A 15,027-nucleotide genomic window follows, 5' to 3' on the forward strand; every position below is an offset into this window, starting at 1 on the left:
TCTTTCTCGGCGCACGCCCGCACCTTTCAGCGCACGCCCGCGCGGCTCACAGCACGCCCGCGCCCTCCAGATCACCCACCAGGCGCCTCTTCGCCCGTGCCCCCACCGACTGCCACACCGGCTCGCCGTCCCGGAACACCATCAGCGTCGGCGTCGAAAGGACGCCGTAAGCCACCGTCGTCTCCGGATTCCGGTCCACGTCCAGGGCGACGACCTTCAGCCGGTCCCCCTCATCGCGCGCCAGTTCGCCCAGCACCGGCGCCAGCTGGCGGCACGGACCGCACCACTCGGCCGTGAACTGCACCAGGACCGGCCGGTCCCCGCCCAGGACCTCGAACCCGAAGTCCGCGTCCGTCACCTCGGCCACACCCTCGGCCCGCGCCACGCTCATCCGCCCATCCCCTTCAGTCGGTTCAGCCCGTTCAGCTCGCACCCGGGCCCCGGACCCCCCGGAGCCCCGGCATCGGCGGCCAGCTCGGCCATCGCCCGCTCGGCCCGCGCCAGCTGCGCGCCGACCTGCGCCCGTACCGCGCCCAACTCGCCGATCAGCGCGTCGAGCTCGGCGAGCTTGCGGCGGTAGACGGCGACCGACGCCGGACAGGAGTCGCCCTCCGGGTGCCCCGACCGCAGGCACTCCACGAACGGCCGGGTCTCCTCAAGCTCGAACCCGAAGTCCTGGAGCGTCCTGATCTGCTCCAGGAGCCGGACGTCGTCCTCGCCGTACGTGCGATGGCCGTTGCCGTCGCGCCGCGCGGGCAGCAGCCCGCGCGACTCGTAGTACCGCAGCGTCCGCGTGGTCGTCCCCACGCGCGACGCGAGTTCGCCGATGCGCATGCCGCGACCGTAACCCTTGACGTCGGCGTCAACGCCAGCCCTCGCGGACCGCTCACGACCGGTGGCCTCAGGGCTTGCGGACGGCCTCCACCGTCGACGTCCAGTCGTCGGCGCCGTGCCCCAGGTCCACGGCGCGCCTGGCCACCGTGTTGACCGCACGCAGGACCGAGGTGTCGAGGCCCCGGTGCTCGGCGGCGTGCACGATGTGGTCGATGCCCGCCACCTCCATCGCCAGGTTCGCCTCCGCGCCCAGGTAGGCGCCGGAGTCGACCTCCTCGGCCATGCCGTCCGCGATGGTCGCGACGAGACCAGCGTTGGCCTTGAGGAAGGGCGCGACGGCCGTGGCCGGGACGCCCTCCGCCGTGGCCAGGGCGAAGGCGTGCACCAGGCCCGACATCGAGGTCCAGAAGAAGTCGAGCAGCGACAGGTCGTAGACCGCGCCGAGCCCGTGGTCCTCACCCACGTACGTGGTCTGCCCGCCCAGCGCCTTCAACGCCGCCTCGTGCTTCTCGTACACAGCGCGCGGCCCGGCGTGGAACAGCAGCGCGTCCGGCGTGCCGACGACGACCGTCGGCACCATGACCGCGCCGTCCAGATAGTCGACGCCCGCCTTCGCGGCCCAGGCGGCGGCCTCGCGGGCGCGGTCCGGGCTGTCGGAGGTGAGGTTCACGACGGTGCGCCCGGCGAGGTCGGCGGCCAGGGGTTCGAGGACGGCCTGCGAGGCGTCGTAGTCGACGACGCACACCACGACGAGATCACCGGCGCGGACCGCGTCGGCGGCGCTCGCCGCGCGCACGGCGCCCCGGGCCACCAGCTCCTCGCCCTTGCCCGCCGAGCGGTTCCACACGGTCGTCGGGTGACCGGCGGCGAGGAAGGCTCCGGCGAGGGCTCGGCCCATCGCGCCGAGGCCGATGACGGTGACGGGGGTCTTGGGATTCGTTTCGTTTGGCATGCCTCCATGCTTGATCGGCACGCACCACACCACAAGTACCGACTATTTGGTGAGGTACTGACCAACGGGTAAGTGTGGGGCGGGCTTCGGCTCGCGCGTCGAGCGGTCCTTTGGCCCGCTCCCGGCGTCACAGCCACGCGGTGGCCGCGCCGAGCAGCAGGAGGTTGCAGGTGCCCTGGGCGGCGGCGCAGGCGAGGGCAGAGCCGGTGAGGGCCCGGCACAGGCCGAGGGCGAGGCCCATCAGGAACACGGACGGGAGCAGTCCGCAGATCACCTTGGGGTTGTACGGGTTGAGGCCGTAGTCGCCGAGGTGGACGGCCGCCCAGCCCGCCGCCGTGACGACCACGGCCGAGCGGACGCCCCACCGGTCCTCGACCGCCCGGTACAGGACGCCCCGGTAGCAGACCTCCTCCACCAGCGGCACCAGGACGCCGAGCGCGAGGACCATCGCCGCCGCGTCCGCCCAGGGCGCGCCCGGCACCAGGCCTTCGAAGAGCTTCGGTATCCAGGTGATCCAGTTGTCGTCGCCGCCGCCGAAGGCGTCGCGGGTGGCGAGGAACGTCTGCCCGTACACGACCGCGACGAGCGCGGTGCCGAGGGCGGCGGGCGCCACCTGGAAGCCGCGCACCCCCGCCTCGGCCCACCGCTCACGCGGGAGCACGAGCAGCACCGCCGCGCTGAGCGCCACGGACAGGACCATCACCGTGAAGGTGAAGGCACCGGCGACGCGCACCGCCGCGAGCACCGCGAACAGGGCGGCGGCGGTGGCGACGGGGCGGGCCGCGTGATGCTGGCGCAGGCGGCCGAGGGCGCCGGGGCGGCGGTCCGGCTCGGTGAGGGTCAACGTCCTCACCCCGCCGCTGTCTTGGCGGGGCGGCGCCGGGCGGGCAGGCTCGGCAGCCACCAGTTGTACTTGCGCAGGAGCAGCAGCGTGGCGGGCACGAACAGCATGCGGATGACGGTGGCGTCGAGCAGCACGGCGAGGCCGAGTCCGGCGCCGTACTCCTGGAGCATCAGCGTCGACGACAGGACCATGGTGCCGAGGCTCCCGGCCATGACGAGACCGGCGGCGTTGATGACGCGCCCGGTGTCCACGACGGCTCTCATCGTGGCCTCCTCCTGGCTGAGCCCGGAGCGCAGCAGGTCCCGCACCCGGGTGACCAGGAAGATCTCGTAGTCCATGCCGAGGCCCATCATCAGGACGGTGAGGAAGATCGGCAGATCGTCGATGATCGCCTCGCCGCGCCAGTGGTGGAAGACAAGGACGGTCAGGCCGACGGCCCAGACGTTGCTCAGCATGATGGTGGCGATCAGCCGCAGCGGCACGAGCAGCGACCGCAGGGTGATCACCAGCATCACGAACACGCCCGCGCTGACGAGCGCGACCATCTGCCAGAAGCTGGACCGCAGGGCGGCGCCGTACTGCTGGTCGACCAGGGTGGTGCCGCCGACCTCCAGGGCGGCGACGGCGCGGGCCGCGTCGTCGTGGGCGACGCGTTCGACGCGCCGGACCGTGTCGGCGGCGGCCTTCGCGTACGGGTCCTCGTCCAGGGCGATGACGAAGCGCAGGGTGCCGTCGCGGGCGAGATAGTCGTCGCTGACCGAACGGCCCGCTTCGGCCAGTCGCCCGGCCGTCCAGGGCCTGCCGTAGGGGTGGGTCACGGAGTCCACGGAGGCGACGCCGGGCACCTCGGCGAGGCGTTCGGTGAGCCGGGTGACGGCGGCGCGGCCCTCGGCGGTCAGTTCGCCGTCGCGGACGACTCCGGGCGCGGCGCGGCCGAGGGCAACCGTCGGCATGACGGCGGCGTCGCCCCACTGCCGCTTGACGGTCTCGAAGCCTTCGCGCGAGTCGGTCGCGGGGCTGAGCGCGACCGGGTCCGACGTGGACCGGCTGGAGGCGGCGAGCAGCGCGAAGGGGACCGTCGCGGCGAGGAACACCACGACGACGGCGACCTTGCGGCGGCGCGCGAACGCGGCGGTGCGGCGCAGGTGTCCGCCCATGGCGCCGTGGTGCTCCAGGTCGGCGAGCGGGCCCCGGCCGAGCGCGAAGAACCGGTCGCCGAGCAGCACGAGCAGGCACGGCGTGAGGGTGAGCGCGGCGGCGAGCACGAGGGGGATGCCGATGAGCCCGCCGTAGCCGAGCGGCGGGATCCAGTCCACCGGGGACAGCAGGGTCGCGCCGAAGGCGAGGGCCACGGCCCCGGCGGCGAGCAGCATGCTCTCGCCCGCGTGCACGGTGGCGCGCACGGCGGCCTCGCGCGGCGGGCTGCCCGCGAGGCGCTCCTGCCGGTAGCGGGACGACAGGAGCATGCTGTAGTCGACGCCCGCGCCGAGCATCACGAACGTCATGATGGTGACCGTGAACTGAGTGAGCGTCACCTGCGTGCCGAGCAGGTGCAGCGCGGCCTGGCTGACGTTGAGCGAGAGGCCGATCACGACGAGCGTGAGGACGGCGGGCACCAGGGCGCGGAAGAACACCACGAGGATGACGAGGACGAGGACGTAGGCCACCGACTCCATCAGGGAGTTGTCGGCTTCCGCCTGGTCGTACGTGTCGTGGATGAGCGCCAGTTCCCCGGTGACGTGGACCCGCGCGCCGCCGCCCGGGTCGTGCGCGGCGAGCAGTTCGCGGGCGGTCGCGCGAAGGCCGTCGACGTCCGGGTCGGCCCCGGCCTTCTCGGTGTAGCTGACGGAGGCGAGCGCGGCCCTGTCGTCCTCCGCGATGAGCCTGCCGAGGGCGTCGCCGGGCACGGGCAGCGGGTACGCCTTCCAGTCGGCGCGGGCCGCGAACGCGCCCGCGATCCGCGCCACGGCCCTGGCGTCCTGCGCCCGCGCGGCCTCGCGGGCGGGCCCGGCGAGGGCGGGCGGCACCCGGCCGTCCGCCACCCGCCGCTCGACGAAGGCGCGGGCGTCGCCCGAGGCGCGGGCGTCCTTGCGCACGCCGTTCAGGAAGGCCGCGGCCGTGTCCCGGTACAGCGTGTACGCGGACGACGTGCGCTCCACCTCGCCGTCCGCGCGCGGCTTCGCGAGCCGGGCGTCGAGGTCGGCGAGCAGGGACCGTACGGCGGGGGCGCGCACGTCGGGCGCCTCGACGACGACGGTGACCTCCCGCTCGGAGCGGTGCGGGAAGGCTCTCTTGGTGAGTGCGTCGGCGCGGGCGCCGCTGGTGCCGGGCACCACCTTGGACGCGCCCTGGTCGGTGAGCACGTCGTCGAGGGCCAGGCCGTAGGGCGTGCACAGCGCGATGAGCGCCGCCCACACCAGGAGCACGGTCTTGGGCCGGGCGGCCAGCTTCTCCGCCAGGCGGCGCAGGGCCCGCTGGACGGCGCCCCGGGCCGCGGCGGGCGGCGCCGGGGTGCCGGAGTCCGGCGGCGGCGAAGGCGCGGGCGGCGCCGCGGCCCCGGTCGGCTCGCTCATGCGACGCCGGCCTCCTCGCCGGTACGGGCCCCGTGGCGGGCGGCGCCGGGCTTGGCCCCGGTGACGACGACGAAGGTGTGCTGGATGTCCAGGGTGCCGTCGCGGGCGAGGAGTTCGGCGAGGGCCGCGCGGACGCGGTCGAGGACGAGCTGCTCGCGGCCGTTGTCGACGGCGGTCTTGAAGCCCGCCGCCGCGCCGGAGCGCTGCACCCATTCGAGGACGGCTTCCGGGGTGTGCGCGGGGATGACCTGGGCGCCGTCGCGCTGCCCGGTGACGGTGAGCCCGGCCTTGGCGAACCAGCGGGCCACCGCGGCCGCGTTCTTCGGCAGCGCCACCCGGATCAGCCCGGTGAGCAGCGACGGATCGTCGGCGAAGACCCGCTCAAGGCCCCGCGTGAGCGCCTGGTGGGCGTCCGCCCGCGTCTCGATGACCAGGACGCGGCCGCCGGGCCTGAGGACCCGTTCGATCTCGGCGAGGAGCCGCGTGGGCTTGGTGTAGCAGATGGCCCAGCCGACGACGACGAGGTCGGCGCTCGCCGCGGGCTGCCGCCGGATGAAGGCGTCCATGTCGTCCACGTCGAGCGTCACGCCAAGCTCGGGGGCGAGTTCGACGAGCGGCCCCACCTTGGCCCTGGCGACCGCCAGCATGCCCGGCGACTTGTCGACGGCCCGTAGGGAGCCGCGCCCGTCGAGCCTGCGGACGATCTCGGCGGTCAAGTGGCCCGTACCGCAGGCGAGTTCGACGACCCGGTCGCCGGGCCGCGGGGACACCTCGTCGAGGGCGGCGGTGGAGTGCCCGCCCATGACGGGGCTGAAGAAGGTGTCGTAGTCGCCGCTCGCGGCGTCGTAGTCGGCGATGGGGTCGGCGTGCGCGCGGTGGACGGCCAGGCGCAGGGCGCGGGCGGCGAGACCGAGGCGGGACATGAGGCTGCTCCTTGTGCGAAGGGGGCCGGAGGGCCGCGGGCCCATCCGGCGGTCGAGGGCGGGGCCCGAAGGGCCGACGGAAGGCGGAACGGGCGGAAGCGGTGGAAAGGCGGGCCGCGGAGGCGGCGAAGGCGGCGAAGGCAGCGGCGCCAGGGTGTCGCGGGCCCCCTCCGGGACCAGGCGGGTCAGCCGCAGCAGCGCGTATCCGCAGGCGAACGCCCCGACGGCGGCCCGCAGTTGCGGCGGCCCGATGCCGCCGATGGCGCAGCCGAGCCCGAGGCCCGCCGAGGCTCCGGCGAGCCACCCGGCGTCACGGCTCACGCCGCGCTCGCCGTGCTCGGCGGCGCGCTCGCCGGGGTGGTGGGCGCGCGACCGGCCGTGGCGCGCAGCTCCGGCTGGGCGGCGAGGGCGTCGACGACCCGGTCGAGCTGGGCGAGGGTGTGGGTGGCCATGTAGCTGGTGCGCAGGCGCGGGCTGGCGGCGGGCGGAAGGACCGGGTTGACGTACACCCCGGTCCGGATCAGGCGCTCCCAGACGACGAGCGTGCTCTCGGCGTCGCGCACGGGGACGGGGATGATCGGCGTGGTGCTGTCCCCGGTGCCGACCCCAGCCGCGCGCAGCCCGCGCCGCACGTAGTCGGCGCGGTCGCGCACGGCGTCGGCGAGGTGCGGCTCGGCGCGCAGGACGCGCAGGGCGGCGAGCGCGGCGGCGGTGCTCGCCGGGGTCATGGAGGCGCTGAACATCAGGCTGCGGGCCTTGTGCTTGAGGTAGTGGATGGCCTCCTCGCTGCCCGCGACGGCACCGCCGAGGGACGCGAGGGACTTGCTGAACGTGACGGTGATCAGGTCCACCTGGTCGGTGAGGCCGAAGTGGGCGGCGGTGCCGCGGCCCTGGGCAAGGACGCCGAGCCCGTGGGCGTCGTCGACCAGGAGCCGGGCACCGTGCGCGGCGCACACCGCGGCGATGGCGGGCAGGTCGCAGAGGTCGCCCTCCATGGAGTAGACCCCGTCGACGACGACGAGGCGGGCGGCGTCCCGCGGCAGCCGGGCGAGGGCGCGGCGCAGCCCTTCGGCGTCGTTGTGCGGGAAGCGGCGCACCTTGGCGCCGCTGAGGCGGCAGCCGTCGACGAGCGAGGCGTGCGCGTCGCGGTCGACGAGCACGTAGTCGCGCGGGGTGAGCAGTCCGGTGAGGGCGCCGAGGTTGGCCTGGTAGCCGGTGGACAGGACGAGGGCCGCGGGCTTGCCGAGGAACGCGGCGAGCTCCGTCTCCAGCTCCTCGTGCAGATCGGTGTTGCCGTTCAGGAAGCGGGAGCCGGTGCTCGAACTGCCGTAGCGGTCGAGCGCGGCGCGGGCGGCGGCGTGGACGCGCGGGTCGTTGGTGAGGCCCAGATAGTTGTTCGAGCCGCACATGATGAGCTCGCGTCCGGCGCGCCGGACGATCGCGCCTTCCTGCCCGCCGAGGGGCAGGAAGTACGGGTAGAGGCCGGCCTTCATCAGGTCGTTCGCCTCGGTGAAACGCTCGCATCGAGAAAAGAGGTCGGGCGGCTGGGTGGTACTCAGCATGTGTTTTCCTCTGTGAGTTCAGGCGCACCACGAACGCACCCCGAAAGAATTGACCAGATCATTCCGGGCGTGGTCGAGGAATGCGCGCAGGGCTTCGCGGATGCCGGGGCGGCCGGTATACGGGCAGGCGGCGGCGCGGCACGGCACACAGGAACCGGTGGCGGCCAGCGGCCTCCCACACCGGCGAGAAGGTCATCGAACGCACAGAGCTAGTACGCGGACATGATGAACATGAATCCCCCGATTGATGATCATTAAATGGCGTGGATTCGTCGTCGATCCGGCGCCCGAATCAGCCATTCAGCGACTGTAGGAGGGCGTCGGTGAAGCGTCAACTAGCAACTTGAACAGGCGCGTAAAGGCTTCGCAGAATAAACCACTCCACTTCTCCGCGCGCCTGGCGGAAAGTCCAGTAGTAGCCATCCGCCGCGACTGCTAGCCTGCATTCGACCGTCCGGACGGTCGGAAACTGACCGAATCAAGATCGCCGCCAATCAAGATCTCCGCGAGATCGCCGCGAGATCACCGCAATTCAAGATGATCACCGCAATTCAAGATCGGTGGAATTCGGTGGCCCCGGATTCCCGGAACGGGGTGACGCGTGCGCGACCGGCTCCTGAACGCCGCCGAGAGACTCCTGGTCAAGCAGGGCGTCGACGCCATCCGCCTGGACGCGGTGGCGGCCGAGGCCCATGTCAGCAAGGGCGGCCTGCTGTATCACTTCCCGAGCAAACAGGCCCTGGTGCGGGGCGTCGTCGTACGGCTCGTGGACCGCTTCGACGCGGCCCTGCCGGGACCGGACGCGCCGCCCGGCGCCTACACCCGGGCCTGGCTCGACGCGTCGGTCCCGCCCGAGGCCCCCGAGGGCGAGCGCACGCCGTCGGACTCGGTGCCCGTGGCGCTCCTCGCGGCGGCCAACGGCCCCGAGGTGCTCGGCATCCTCCAGGAGCGGTACGACTCCTGGCAGCGGCGCCTGGAGAGCGACGGACTGCCGCCCGGCGTCGCCACGCTCGTCCGCATGGCCGTCGACGGCTGGTGGACGGCCCGCCTCCTCGGCCTCGCCGACCCCAAGGGCGAGGACCACCGCCGACTGCGGGCCCTGGTCAGCGACCTGATCCGCCCCCAAGTCCACCCCCGAATCCACCCCGAACAGCCGGAACGAGAGCGGGAGTCACCCTGATGGGCTTCGTCCTGGTCGCCGGAGCCATCGTCTCCGAGATCGCCGCCACGCTGTCGCTGCGGGCCTCCCACGGCCTGACCCGCCTCGGCCCGAGCGTCCTCGTCGTCATCGGGTACGCCGCCGCGTTCGTCCTGCTCGCGCAGGCGCTCAAGACGCTCCACGTCGGCCCGGTGTACGCCGTGTGGTCCGGCCTCGGCACGGTGGGCGCGCTCGCGGGGGGCGTGCTCCTGTTCGACGAGAACGTGCGCCTGGCCACCGTGGCGGGCGCGCTCCTCATCGTCGCGGGCGTGGCCGTCCTGTACCTGGGCGGGGGCCTGGAGCACTGATGTCCGACCGGCCCCGCAGCCTCGCCGCCGTCAAGCTCGCCATGCTCGTCACCGACCTCGGCTTCCTCGCGTACTGGAGCGCCGCGCTGCTCGGCCTGATCCCGGCCGCGTACGCGTACAAGGACTACGACGACCCGGTGATGAGCGACTGGAACTACTCGTTCCTGCCCCTGGACCTCGCGGCGAGCGCCACCGGCCTCGCCGCCCTGTACCTGACCCGCCGCCCCGGCCACCGGCACGCCGCCGCCTGGCGCCCGCTGATGCTGGTCTCGCTCACCCTGACCAGCACGGCCGGGCTGCAGGCCGTCGCCTTCTGGGCGCTGCGCGGCGACTGGTCGCCGACGTGGTGGCTCCCCAACCTGGCGCTGCTGCTCTTCCCGATTCCGGCCGTGCTCCTGCTGATCACCCGCATCCCGCCCGAGGGCGCGCGGCCGCCGGTGCGCGCCCCCGACGCGAGCGGGAGACGCGCCCCACGGTGAGCGACGCTCCGGTACGCCCTGTGGGTACCCAACTCCCTTTCTGAGTAGCCTTCGTGACGTACGTTCGCCTCGACGGGACGGCGGTGCGCGGCCGGTGGGCAGCCGGTCCCGTGACCGACGGGAAGCCGACGGAAGACCGTCACCGGCGCGGGGCTCTAGGGGCACTCACCGGGGGCACGATGAATCTGTCCGGCGTGACGCTGGCGGAACGCTACCGCCTGGAGCGGCTGCTCGGCCGGGGCGGCATGGGCGAGGTGTGGCAGGCCCGCGACTCCTCGCTGCTGCGGCGCGACGTCGCCGTGAAGGTGCTGCCCACCCTGTTCGGCGAGGAGGCGGAGCGGCGCTTCCAGCGCGAGGCCGCCACGCTCGCGAGGCTCCAGCACCCGGGCATCACCGTGGTGCACGACGCGGGCCGCCACGAGGGGTGCCTGTTCATCGTCATGGAGCTGCTGCGCGGCCGTGACCTGTCGCGGCTGCTCGCCGAGCACCCCGGCGGTCTGTGCGTCGAGCGCGTCGTGCGCCTCGCCCGCCAGACCGCGGCCGCGCTGGCCGCCGCGCACGCCTGCGGCGTCGTCCACCGGGACCTGAAGCCCGGCAACCTGTTCGTGCAGGCCGAGGACCGGGTGAAGATCTGCGACTTCGGCATCGCCCGCACCACCGACGCCACGTCCGTCCTCACCACCACAGGGCGCGTCGTGGGCACCCCCGTCTACATGTCGCCTGAGCAGTGCCGGGCGGAGGTCGTCGACGCCCGCGCCGATCTGTACTCCCTGGGGTGCGTGCTGTTCGAACTGCTCACCGGGCGGCCGCCGTTCCACGCCGACGCGTCCGTCTTCGGGCTGATGCGCCAGCACGTGGAGGACCCGCCGCCGCGCCCGCGCGACCTGCGGCCCGACGTGCCCGGGCCGCAGGACGAGCTGGTGCTCGCGCTGCTCGCCAAGAAGCCGGACGACCGGCCCGACGCGGCCGCCCTTGCCCGCGAGCTCGCCGGGCCCGCGCCGGCCACGGCCGCCGACCTCCCCCGCGCCGCCCCCGCCCGGGAGCGGCGCCTGACGCTGCCGGGGCACCGCAACGGCGTGCGCTCGGTCGCCTTCAGCCCGGACGGCACCACCCTGGCCAGCGGCGGCTACGACAAGCGCGTACGCCTGTGGGACCCCTACACCGGCGAACCCCACACCCCGATCCGCCTGAAGAGCGCGGCGGGCGCCCACGTGGCGTTCAGCCCGGACGGGAACACGCTGGCCACCGGGTGCGCCAGACTGGTCCAGCTCTGGGAGCTGCCCAGCGGCCGGCCGCTGGCCATGCTGAAGGTCCCGGGGATCCTCAACGCGGTCTCGTGCCTGGCCTTCAGCCCCGACCGCAGGACGCTCGCCAGCGGCGCGGACGAGCGCGTGGTGCGGCTCTGGGACGCGGACACCCGCGCCCCGCTGTTCGAACTGCCCTGCCCCGGCGGCGTGGTGCGCTCCGTCGCGTTCAGCCCGGACGGCCGCACCGTCGCGAGCGGCGGCATCAACGGCTCGGTCCGCCTGTGGCACGTCCCCTCGGGCGAGCTGCGCCGCAAACTGCCCGAGCGGCACTCCCACACGGCCCTCGCGTTCAGCCCCGACGGCCGCGTCCTGGCCACTGGATACGCCGACCGGTCCCTCCACCTGTGGGAGGTGCGCACTGGCGACGTCCGCCGGTCCTTGGAGGCGGGCAGCGACGCACCGCTGTCCCTCGCGTTCAGCCCCGACGGCCGCACCCTCGCGGGCGCCTGCCACAACCAGGTCATCCACTTATGGGGCGTGGGCACCGGCGAACTCCAACGCACCCTGGAGGGGCACACGGGACCGGTCACCTCCGTGGCGTTCAGCCCCGACCGCACCACTCTGGCCAGCGGCAGCTACGACGGGACCGTCCGGCTCTGGACGCTCTGAGCCCCACGCCCCACGCCCCAGCCCCGGCCCCCGCCTCCGTCCCCGACGGGGGCGTTTTCGGTGGGGTCAGCGCTGCGGCCGGTACGACGCCCTGAAGAAGCCGCCGCCGTTCTCACCGGGGCGCCCCTTCGGCCCAGGCCCCGGCCCGGGCCCACCGTCGAAGTCCTCGTCGTACTCCTCGCTGTCGTACACCCCGCCCTCACCCTCCTCATCGTCCTCACCGTCCTCGTCGTCCCCCGGCACCCCGAGCAGCCGTCGTGTCAGCTTGTCCCGGTCCGACAGGAGCTCGTCGAGGGCGGCACGGACGTCGTCGCCCGTGGTGTCCGCGTCGCGTTCGGCGGCGATGAGGACCGCGCGGCGCACCAGTTCCTTGGTGAAGGACGCCGTGGTGCCCGCCGTCCGCGCGACGGCCTCCTCGGTGACGTCTTCGTCGAGGCCGAGCCCGCCGCCGTAGAGGGCGAGCAGCCGACGGCGGCCCTCCGTGTCGGGCAGCGGGATCTCCACCGCGAGGTCCACGCGGCCGGGGCGCTGCACGAGGGCGGGCTCCAGGAGGTCGGCGCGGTTCGTGGTGAGCAGGAACGCCACGTCCGCGTCGTCACCGAGGCCGTCCATCTCGTTCATGACCTGGAAGAGCAGCGGCTGCTCGCCGTCGCCGAAGTCACGGGCCTCCGCGACCAGGTCGCAGTCCTCCAGGACGACGAGGGCGGGCTGGAGCATGCGGGCGAGCGCGCAGGCCGGGCCGATGGCCTCGATCGTGACGCCGGAGAGCAGCACGACCGTGAAGTCCTGCAGGCCGGAGAGGAGATAGCGGATGGTGTGGGTCTTGCCGGTGCCGGGCGGGCCGTAGAGCAGCAGGCCGCGCCGCAGGTGCTGCCCGGCCGCGCGCAGCCGCTCGCGCTGGCGGGCCACGCCCACGACGTGGCGCTCCACCCGGTCCAGGAGCCCCGGCGGCAGGACGATGCCGTCGCGGGCGAGGTCCGGGCGGCGGTGGAAGCGGAACGGGCCGAGGCCCTCGCTGAAGGCCGAGCCCTCGAAGGAGAGGACCTGGCCCCGGAAGACGTTGTGCTCGCGGACCAGCGCGTCGACCCCGGCGAGCAGGCGCTTGGCGGTGTCGCGGGAGGCGGCGAGCACCTCCAGCTGGACCTTCTCGTTGCCGAACTCGTCGCCCGGGCCGCGCAGGAGGACCACGCAGCGCTCCTCGGTGCCGTCGGCGGCGCGCTCGGTGCCCAGGTAGAAGCCGAAGGAGACGCAGGCCATCTCCTGGTCGGGGGAGACGGGCAGGTGGGCGTAGTCGACGGCGCCGATCACGAACTTCTCGTAGCGGCTCGCGGTCTCCAGGATCTCGGAGAGCGTGTAGTGCCCCCGGTGGTCGGAGCCGGTCATGCCGATCAGTTCGTACGAGCGTCCCTCGGCGGCGAACCAGCGCTCCAGGGCCAGGTGGACGTTCGGGTGGTCGTACGGCGCGTACGCGCCCTTGACGACGGGGAGCTGGCCCGGCTCGGTGCCGAGGTGGGCGCGCAGCCGCGCGGTGACGTCGCGCCCCTCGCCCTCCTGCGCCCGGGGCCGGCGCGCGACGGCCTCGACGAACTGGGTGAACAGCTCGCCCACGCGCTCCAGTTCGGCCTGCTCGCCGTCGCCGTCACCGTCGCCCATGTCGTGCACGTTCACGATCCGTGTGGTCATGGTCGTCCGCTCCCCCGTCACGCTGCCGCTGGCCCGGCAGTTCAGGAGTACTCAGCGTGGCCGCGACGGAAGAGCACCGTCAACGCGATTTCCCGGGGCGGGCGGACTCCCCGGTCGAGCGCGCGCGGACTCCCGTACCGGCGGCGGTCGGACTCCCCCACGCCTTCGGGAAGTTGACGCACGCACCCCATTGACGCATGGCATGTCCACAACTAAACAACTCTGAGAGCGCTCTCAGTACCGGCTGCCCTTCCACCCTCCGAGGTGCCCCATGCGAACAAGACGCACCCCGTTCCGCACCCCGTTCCGCCTCCTCCCGCGCACCCCCTTCCGCACCCCCTTCCGCACCGCCCTCCTCACCGGCCTGGCCGCCCTCGGCCTGACGGCCCCGCTGCTCGCCCCCGGCGCGGCGAGCGCCGACGTCCCCCCGGCGCCCGGCTGGACCCTCCAGTGGAGCGACGACTTCAACGGCCCCGCCCGTTCGCTGCCCTCCGCCGCGAACTGGCAGGTCGACACCGGCCACAACTACCCCGGCGGGCCCGCGAACTGGGGCACGGGCGAGGTCCAGAACTACACCTCGTCCCCCGACAACCTGGCGCTCGACGGCGGCGGCAACCTCCGGATCACGCCGCTGCGGGACGGCGCGGGGAACTGGACGTCCGGCCGGATCGAGACGCGGCGCGCCGACTTCAAGGCCCCGGCGGGCGGCACCCTCGCCATCGAGGGCCGCGTCCAGATGCCGAACGTCACCGGCGAGCAGGCGCTCGGCTACTGGCCCGCGTTCTGGGCGCTCGGCTCGCCCTACCGGGGGAACTACTGGAACTGGCCGTCGATCGGCGAGTTCGACGTGATGGAGAACGTGAACGGGATCAACTCGGTGTGGGGCGTGCTGCACTGCGGGGTAAACCCCGGCGGCCCGTGCAACGAGACCAACGGCATCGGCGCGAGCCGCGCCTGCCCGGGCGCCTCGTGCCAGTCCGCGTTCCACACCTACCGCTTCGAGTGGGACCGCTCTGCGAGCCCGAACATGCTGCGCTGGTACGTCGACGGACAGCTGTTCCACAGCGTGGACGAGAACCGCGTGGGCGCCGAGGCGTGGACCAATATGACGAGCCACGCCGGGTACTTCATCCTCCTGAACGTCGCGATGGGCGGCGGCTTCCCCGATGGCGTCGCGGGCCGCGCCACGCCGGTCGCGGCGACGACCCCTGGCCGGTCCATGCTCGTGGACTACGTGGCGGTGTGGACACGCGGCGGCGGGGGCGGCGACCCCGGCACACCCGCCACGCTGCACCTGCGCCCCGGCGGCACGCTGGGCGAGGCCACGCCCACCGCATCCACCGCGACCCTCGCCTCGGCGGGCGGCGCCAACCACGACGGCACCCCGCACGCCCCGCAGACGTTCACCGCGACCGGCGTCAACGGCACCCACACCGGTGGCGCGACCCAGTTCGACCTGCTCGTCGACGCGGGCTCGACCGTGGCCAACGGCCAGCAGGTGCGGGTGAGTTACGACCGTACGGGCGACGGCTCCTGGGACCGGACGGAGACGTACCACTACTTCGCGACGGACCCGGTGCCGGGATACGAGCGCTACACCCAGGGCCGGGGCCTGAAGTCGGCCACGGGCGAGCACGGCGCGATGCGCGGCGGGACGGTGCGGGTCGAGGTGTGGAACGCGATCGGGAACGGACCGAGCACGCTGGGCACGGGCAACCAGTCGGTCGTACGGATCCCCTTCGGCTGAGGCCCGCG

Annotated in this window: 13 protein-coding genes; 5 read left to right on the forward strand and 8 right to left on the reverse strand. The window is 73.6% G+C overall.

The genetic code is table 11. The annotated features are described in order from the left end of the window. Positions 1–46: 46 nt before the first annotated feature. From AC07A4_RS38695 to AC07A4_RS38725, 7 genes are all read right to left on the reverse strand, one after another. Positions 47–391: a thioredoxin family protein gene (locus tag AC07A4_RS38695; protein WP_478608546.1), complete on the reverse strand. Its 345-nt coding sequence runs from the start codon at positions 389–391 to the stop codon at positions 47–49. Then, the gene (locus AC07A4_RS38700) at positions 388–834 is read right to left on the reverse strand and encodes a MerR family transcriptional regulator (RefSeq protein ID WP_478608548.1); all 447 of its coding nucleotides are present in this window, start codon (positions 832–834) and stop codon (positions 388–390) included. The genes AC07A4_RS38695 and AC07A4_RS38700 overlap by 4 nt, the downstream gene beginning before the upstream one ends. Before the next feature lie 67 nt (positions 835–901). Then, positions 902–1,786, reverse strand: coding sequence for an NAD(P)-dependent oxidoreductase (locus AC07A4_RS38705; protein WP_478608551.1), 885 nt, complete (start codon positions 1,784–1,786; stop codon positions 902–904). A gap of 127 nt (positions 1,787–1,913) precedes the next feature. After that, positions 1,914–2,639, reverse strand: a complete 726-nt coding sequence (locus tag AC07A4_RS38710) for a lysostaphin resistance A-like protein (RefSeq protein WP_478608553.1) — start codon at positions 2,637–2,639, stop codon at positions 1,914–1,916. Continuing rightward, positions 2,636–5,203, reverse strand: coding sequence for an MMPL family transporter (locus tag AC07A4_RS38715; RefSeq protein ID WP_478608555.1), 2,568 nt, complete (start codon positions 5,201–5,203; stop codon positions 2,636–2,638). Before AC07A4_RS38715 ends, AC07A4_RS38710 begins: the two co-directional genes overlap by 4 nt. Beyond that, positions 5,200–6,447 (reverse strand): class I SAM-dependent methyltransferase, encoded by a 1,248-nt coding sequence (locus AC07A4_RS38720; protein WP_478608558.1) that lies wholly within the window; start codon positions 6,445–6,447, stop codon positions 5,200–5,202. The genes AC07A4_RS38715 and AC07A4_RS38720 overlap by 4 nt, the downstream gene beginning before the upstream one ends. Beyond that, complete coding sequence (locus AC07A4_RS38725; RefSeq protein WP_478608560.1) at positions 6,444–7,688, reverse strand: aminotransferase class I/II-fold pyridoxal phosphate-dependent enzyme; 1,245 nt, start codon at positions 7,686–7,688, stop codon at positions 6,444–6,446. The genes AC07A4_RS38720 and AC07A4_RS38725 overlap by 4 nt, the downstream gene beginning before the upstream one ends. Positions 7,689–8,289: 601 nt before the next feature. Here AC07A4_RS38725 and AC07A4_RS38730 point away from each other — a divergent pair. The 4 genes from AC07A4_RS38730 to AC07A4_RS38745 all read left to right on the forward strand — a co-directional run bounded on the left by AC07A4_RS38730 (position 8,290) and on the right by AC07A4_RS38745 (position 11,589). Next, on the forward strand, positions 8,290–8,868 hold the full coding sequence (locus tag AC07A4_RS38730; RefSeq protein WP_478608563.1) for a TetR/AcrR family transcriptional regulator: 579 nt from the start codon (positions 8,290–8,292) through the stop codon (positions 8,866–8,868). Next, the gene (locus AC07A4_RS38735) at positions 8,868–9,194 is read left to right on the forward strand and encodes a DMT family transporter (protein ID WP_478608565.1); all 327 of its coding nucleotides are present in this window, start codon (positions 8,868–8,870) and stop codon (positions 9,192–9,194) included. The genes AC07A4_RS38730 and AC07A4_RS38735 overlap by 1 nt, the downstream gene beginning before the upstream one ends. Continuing rightward, a complete protein-coding gene (locus AC07A4_RS38740) occupies positions 9,194–9,673 on the forward strand; it encodes a DUF5360 family protein (RefSeq protein WP_478608568.1) in 480 nt (159 codons plus the stop codon). The genes AC07A4_RS38735 and AC07A4_RS38740 overlap by 1 nt, the downstream gene beginning before the upstream one ends. Before the next feature lie 194 nt (positions 9,674–9,867). Then, the gene (locus AC07A4_RS38745) at positions 9,868–11,589 is read left to right on the forward strand and encodes a WD40 repeat domain-containing serine/threonine protein kinase (RefSeq protein ID WP_478608570.1); all 1,722 of its coding nucleotides are present in this window, start codon (positions 9,868–9,870) and stop codon (positions 11,587–11,589) included. A gap of 66 nt (positions 11,590–11,655) precedes the next feature. Here AC07A4_RS38745 and AC07A4_RS38750 read toward each other — a convergent pair whose 3' ends face one another. Then, a complete protein-coding gene (locus AC07A4_RS38750; RefSeq protein WP_478608572.1) occupies positions 11,656–13,272 on the reverse strand; it encodes an AAA family ATPase in 1,617 nt (538 codons plus the stop codon). A 271-nt stretch (positions 13,273–13,543) separates the two neighbouring features. Between AC07A4_RS38750 and AC07A4_RS38755 the strand changes: the two genes are divergently transcribed. Further along, positions 13,544–15,019, forward strand: a complete 1,476-nt coding sequence (locus AC07A4_RS38755; RefSeq protein ID WP_478608575.1) for a glycoside hydrolase family 16 protein — start codon at positions 13,544–13,546, stop codon at positions 15,017–15,019. Positions 15,020–15,027 lie beyond the last annotated feature (8 nt).

It is taken from the genome of Streptomyces sp. NPDC043996 (assembly GCF_056435225.1).

Bases quoted from the DNA above. Each gene is read 5' to 3' on its own strand.
- AC07A4_RS38695 (WP_478608546.1), bottom strand. From the start codon at position 391: ATGAGCGTGGCGCGGGCCGAGGGTGTGGCCGAGGTGACGGACGCGGAC.
- AC07A4_RS38700 (WP_478608548.1), bottom strand. From the start codon at position 834: ATGCGCATCGGCGAACTCGCGTCGCGCGTGGGGACGACCACGCGGACG.
- AC07A4_RS38705 (WP_478608551.1), bottom strand. From the start codon at position 1,786: ATGCCAAACGAAACGAATCCCAAGACCCCCGTCACCGTCATCGGCCTC.
- AC07A4_RS38715 (WP_478608555.1), bottom strand. From the start codon at position 5,203: ATGAGCGAGCCGACCGGGGCCGCGGCGCCGCCCGCGCCTTCGCCGCCG.
- AC07A4_RS38725 (WP_478608560.1), bottom strand. From the start codon at position 7,688: ATGCTGAGTACCACCCAGCCGCCCGACCTCTTTTCTCGATGCGAGCGT.
- AC07A4_RS38735 (WP_478608565.1), top strand. From the start codon at position 8,868: ATGGGCTTCGTCCTGGTCGCCGGAGCCATCGTCTCCGAGATCGCCGCC.
- AC07A4_RS38740 (WP_478608568.1), top strand. From the start codon at position 9,194: ATGTCCGACCGGCCCCGCAGCCTCGCCGCCGTCAAGCTCGCCATGCTC.
- AC07A4_RS38750 (WP_478608572.1), bottom strand. From the start codon at position 13,272: ATGACCACACGGATCGTGAACGTGCACGACATGGGCGACGGTGACGGC.
- AC07A4_RS38755 (WP_478608575.1), top strand. From the start codon at position 13,544: ATGCGAACAAGACGCACCCCGTTCCGCACCCCGTTCCGCCTCCTCCCG.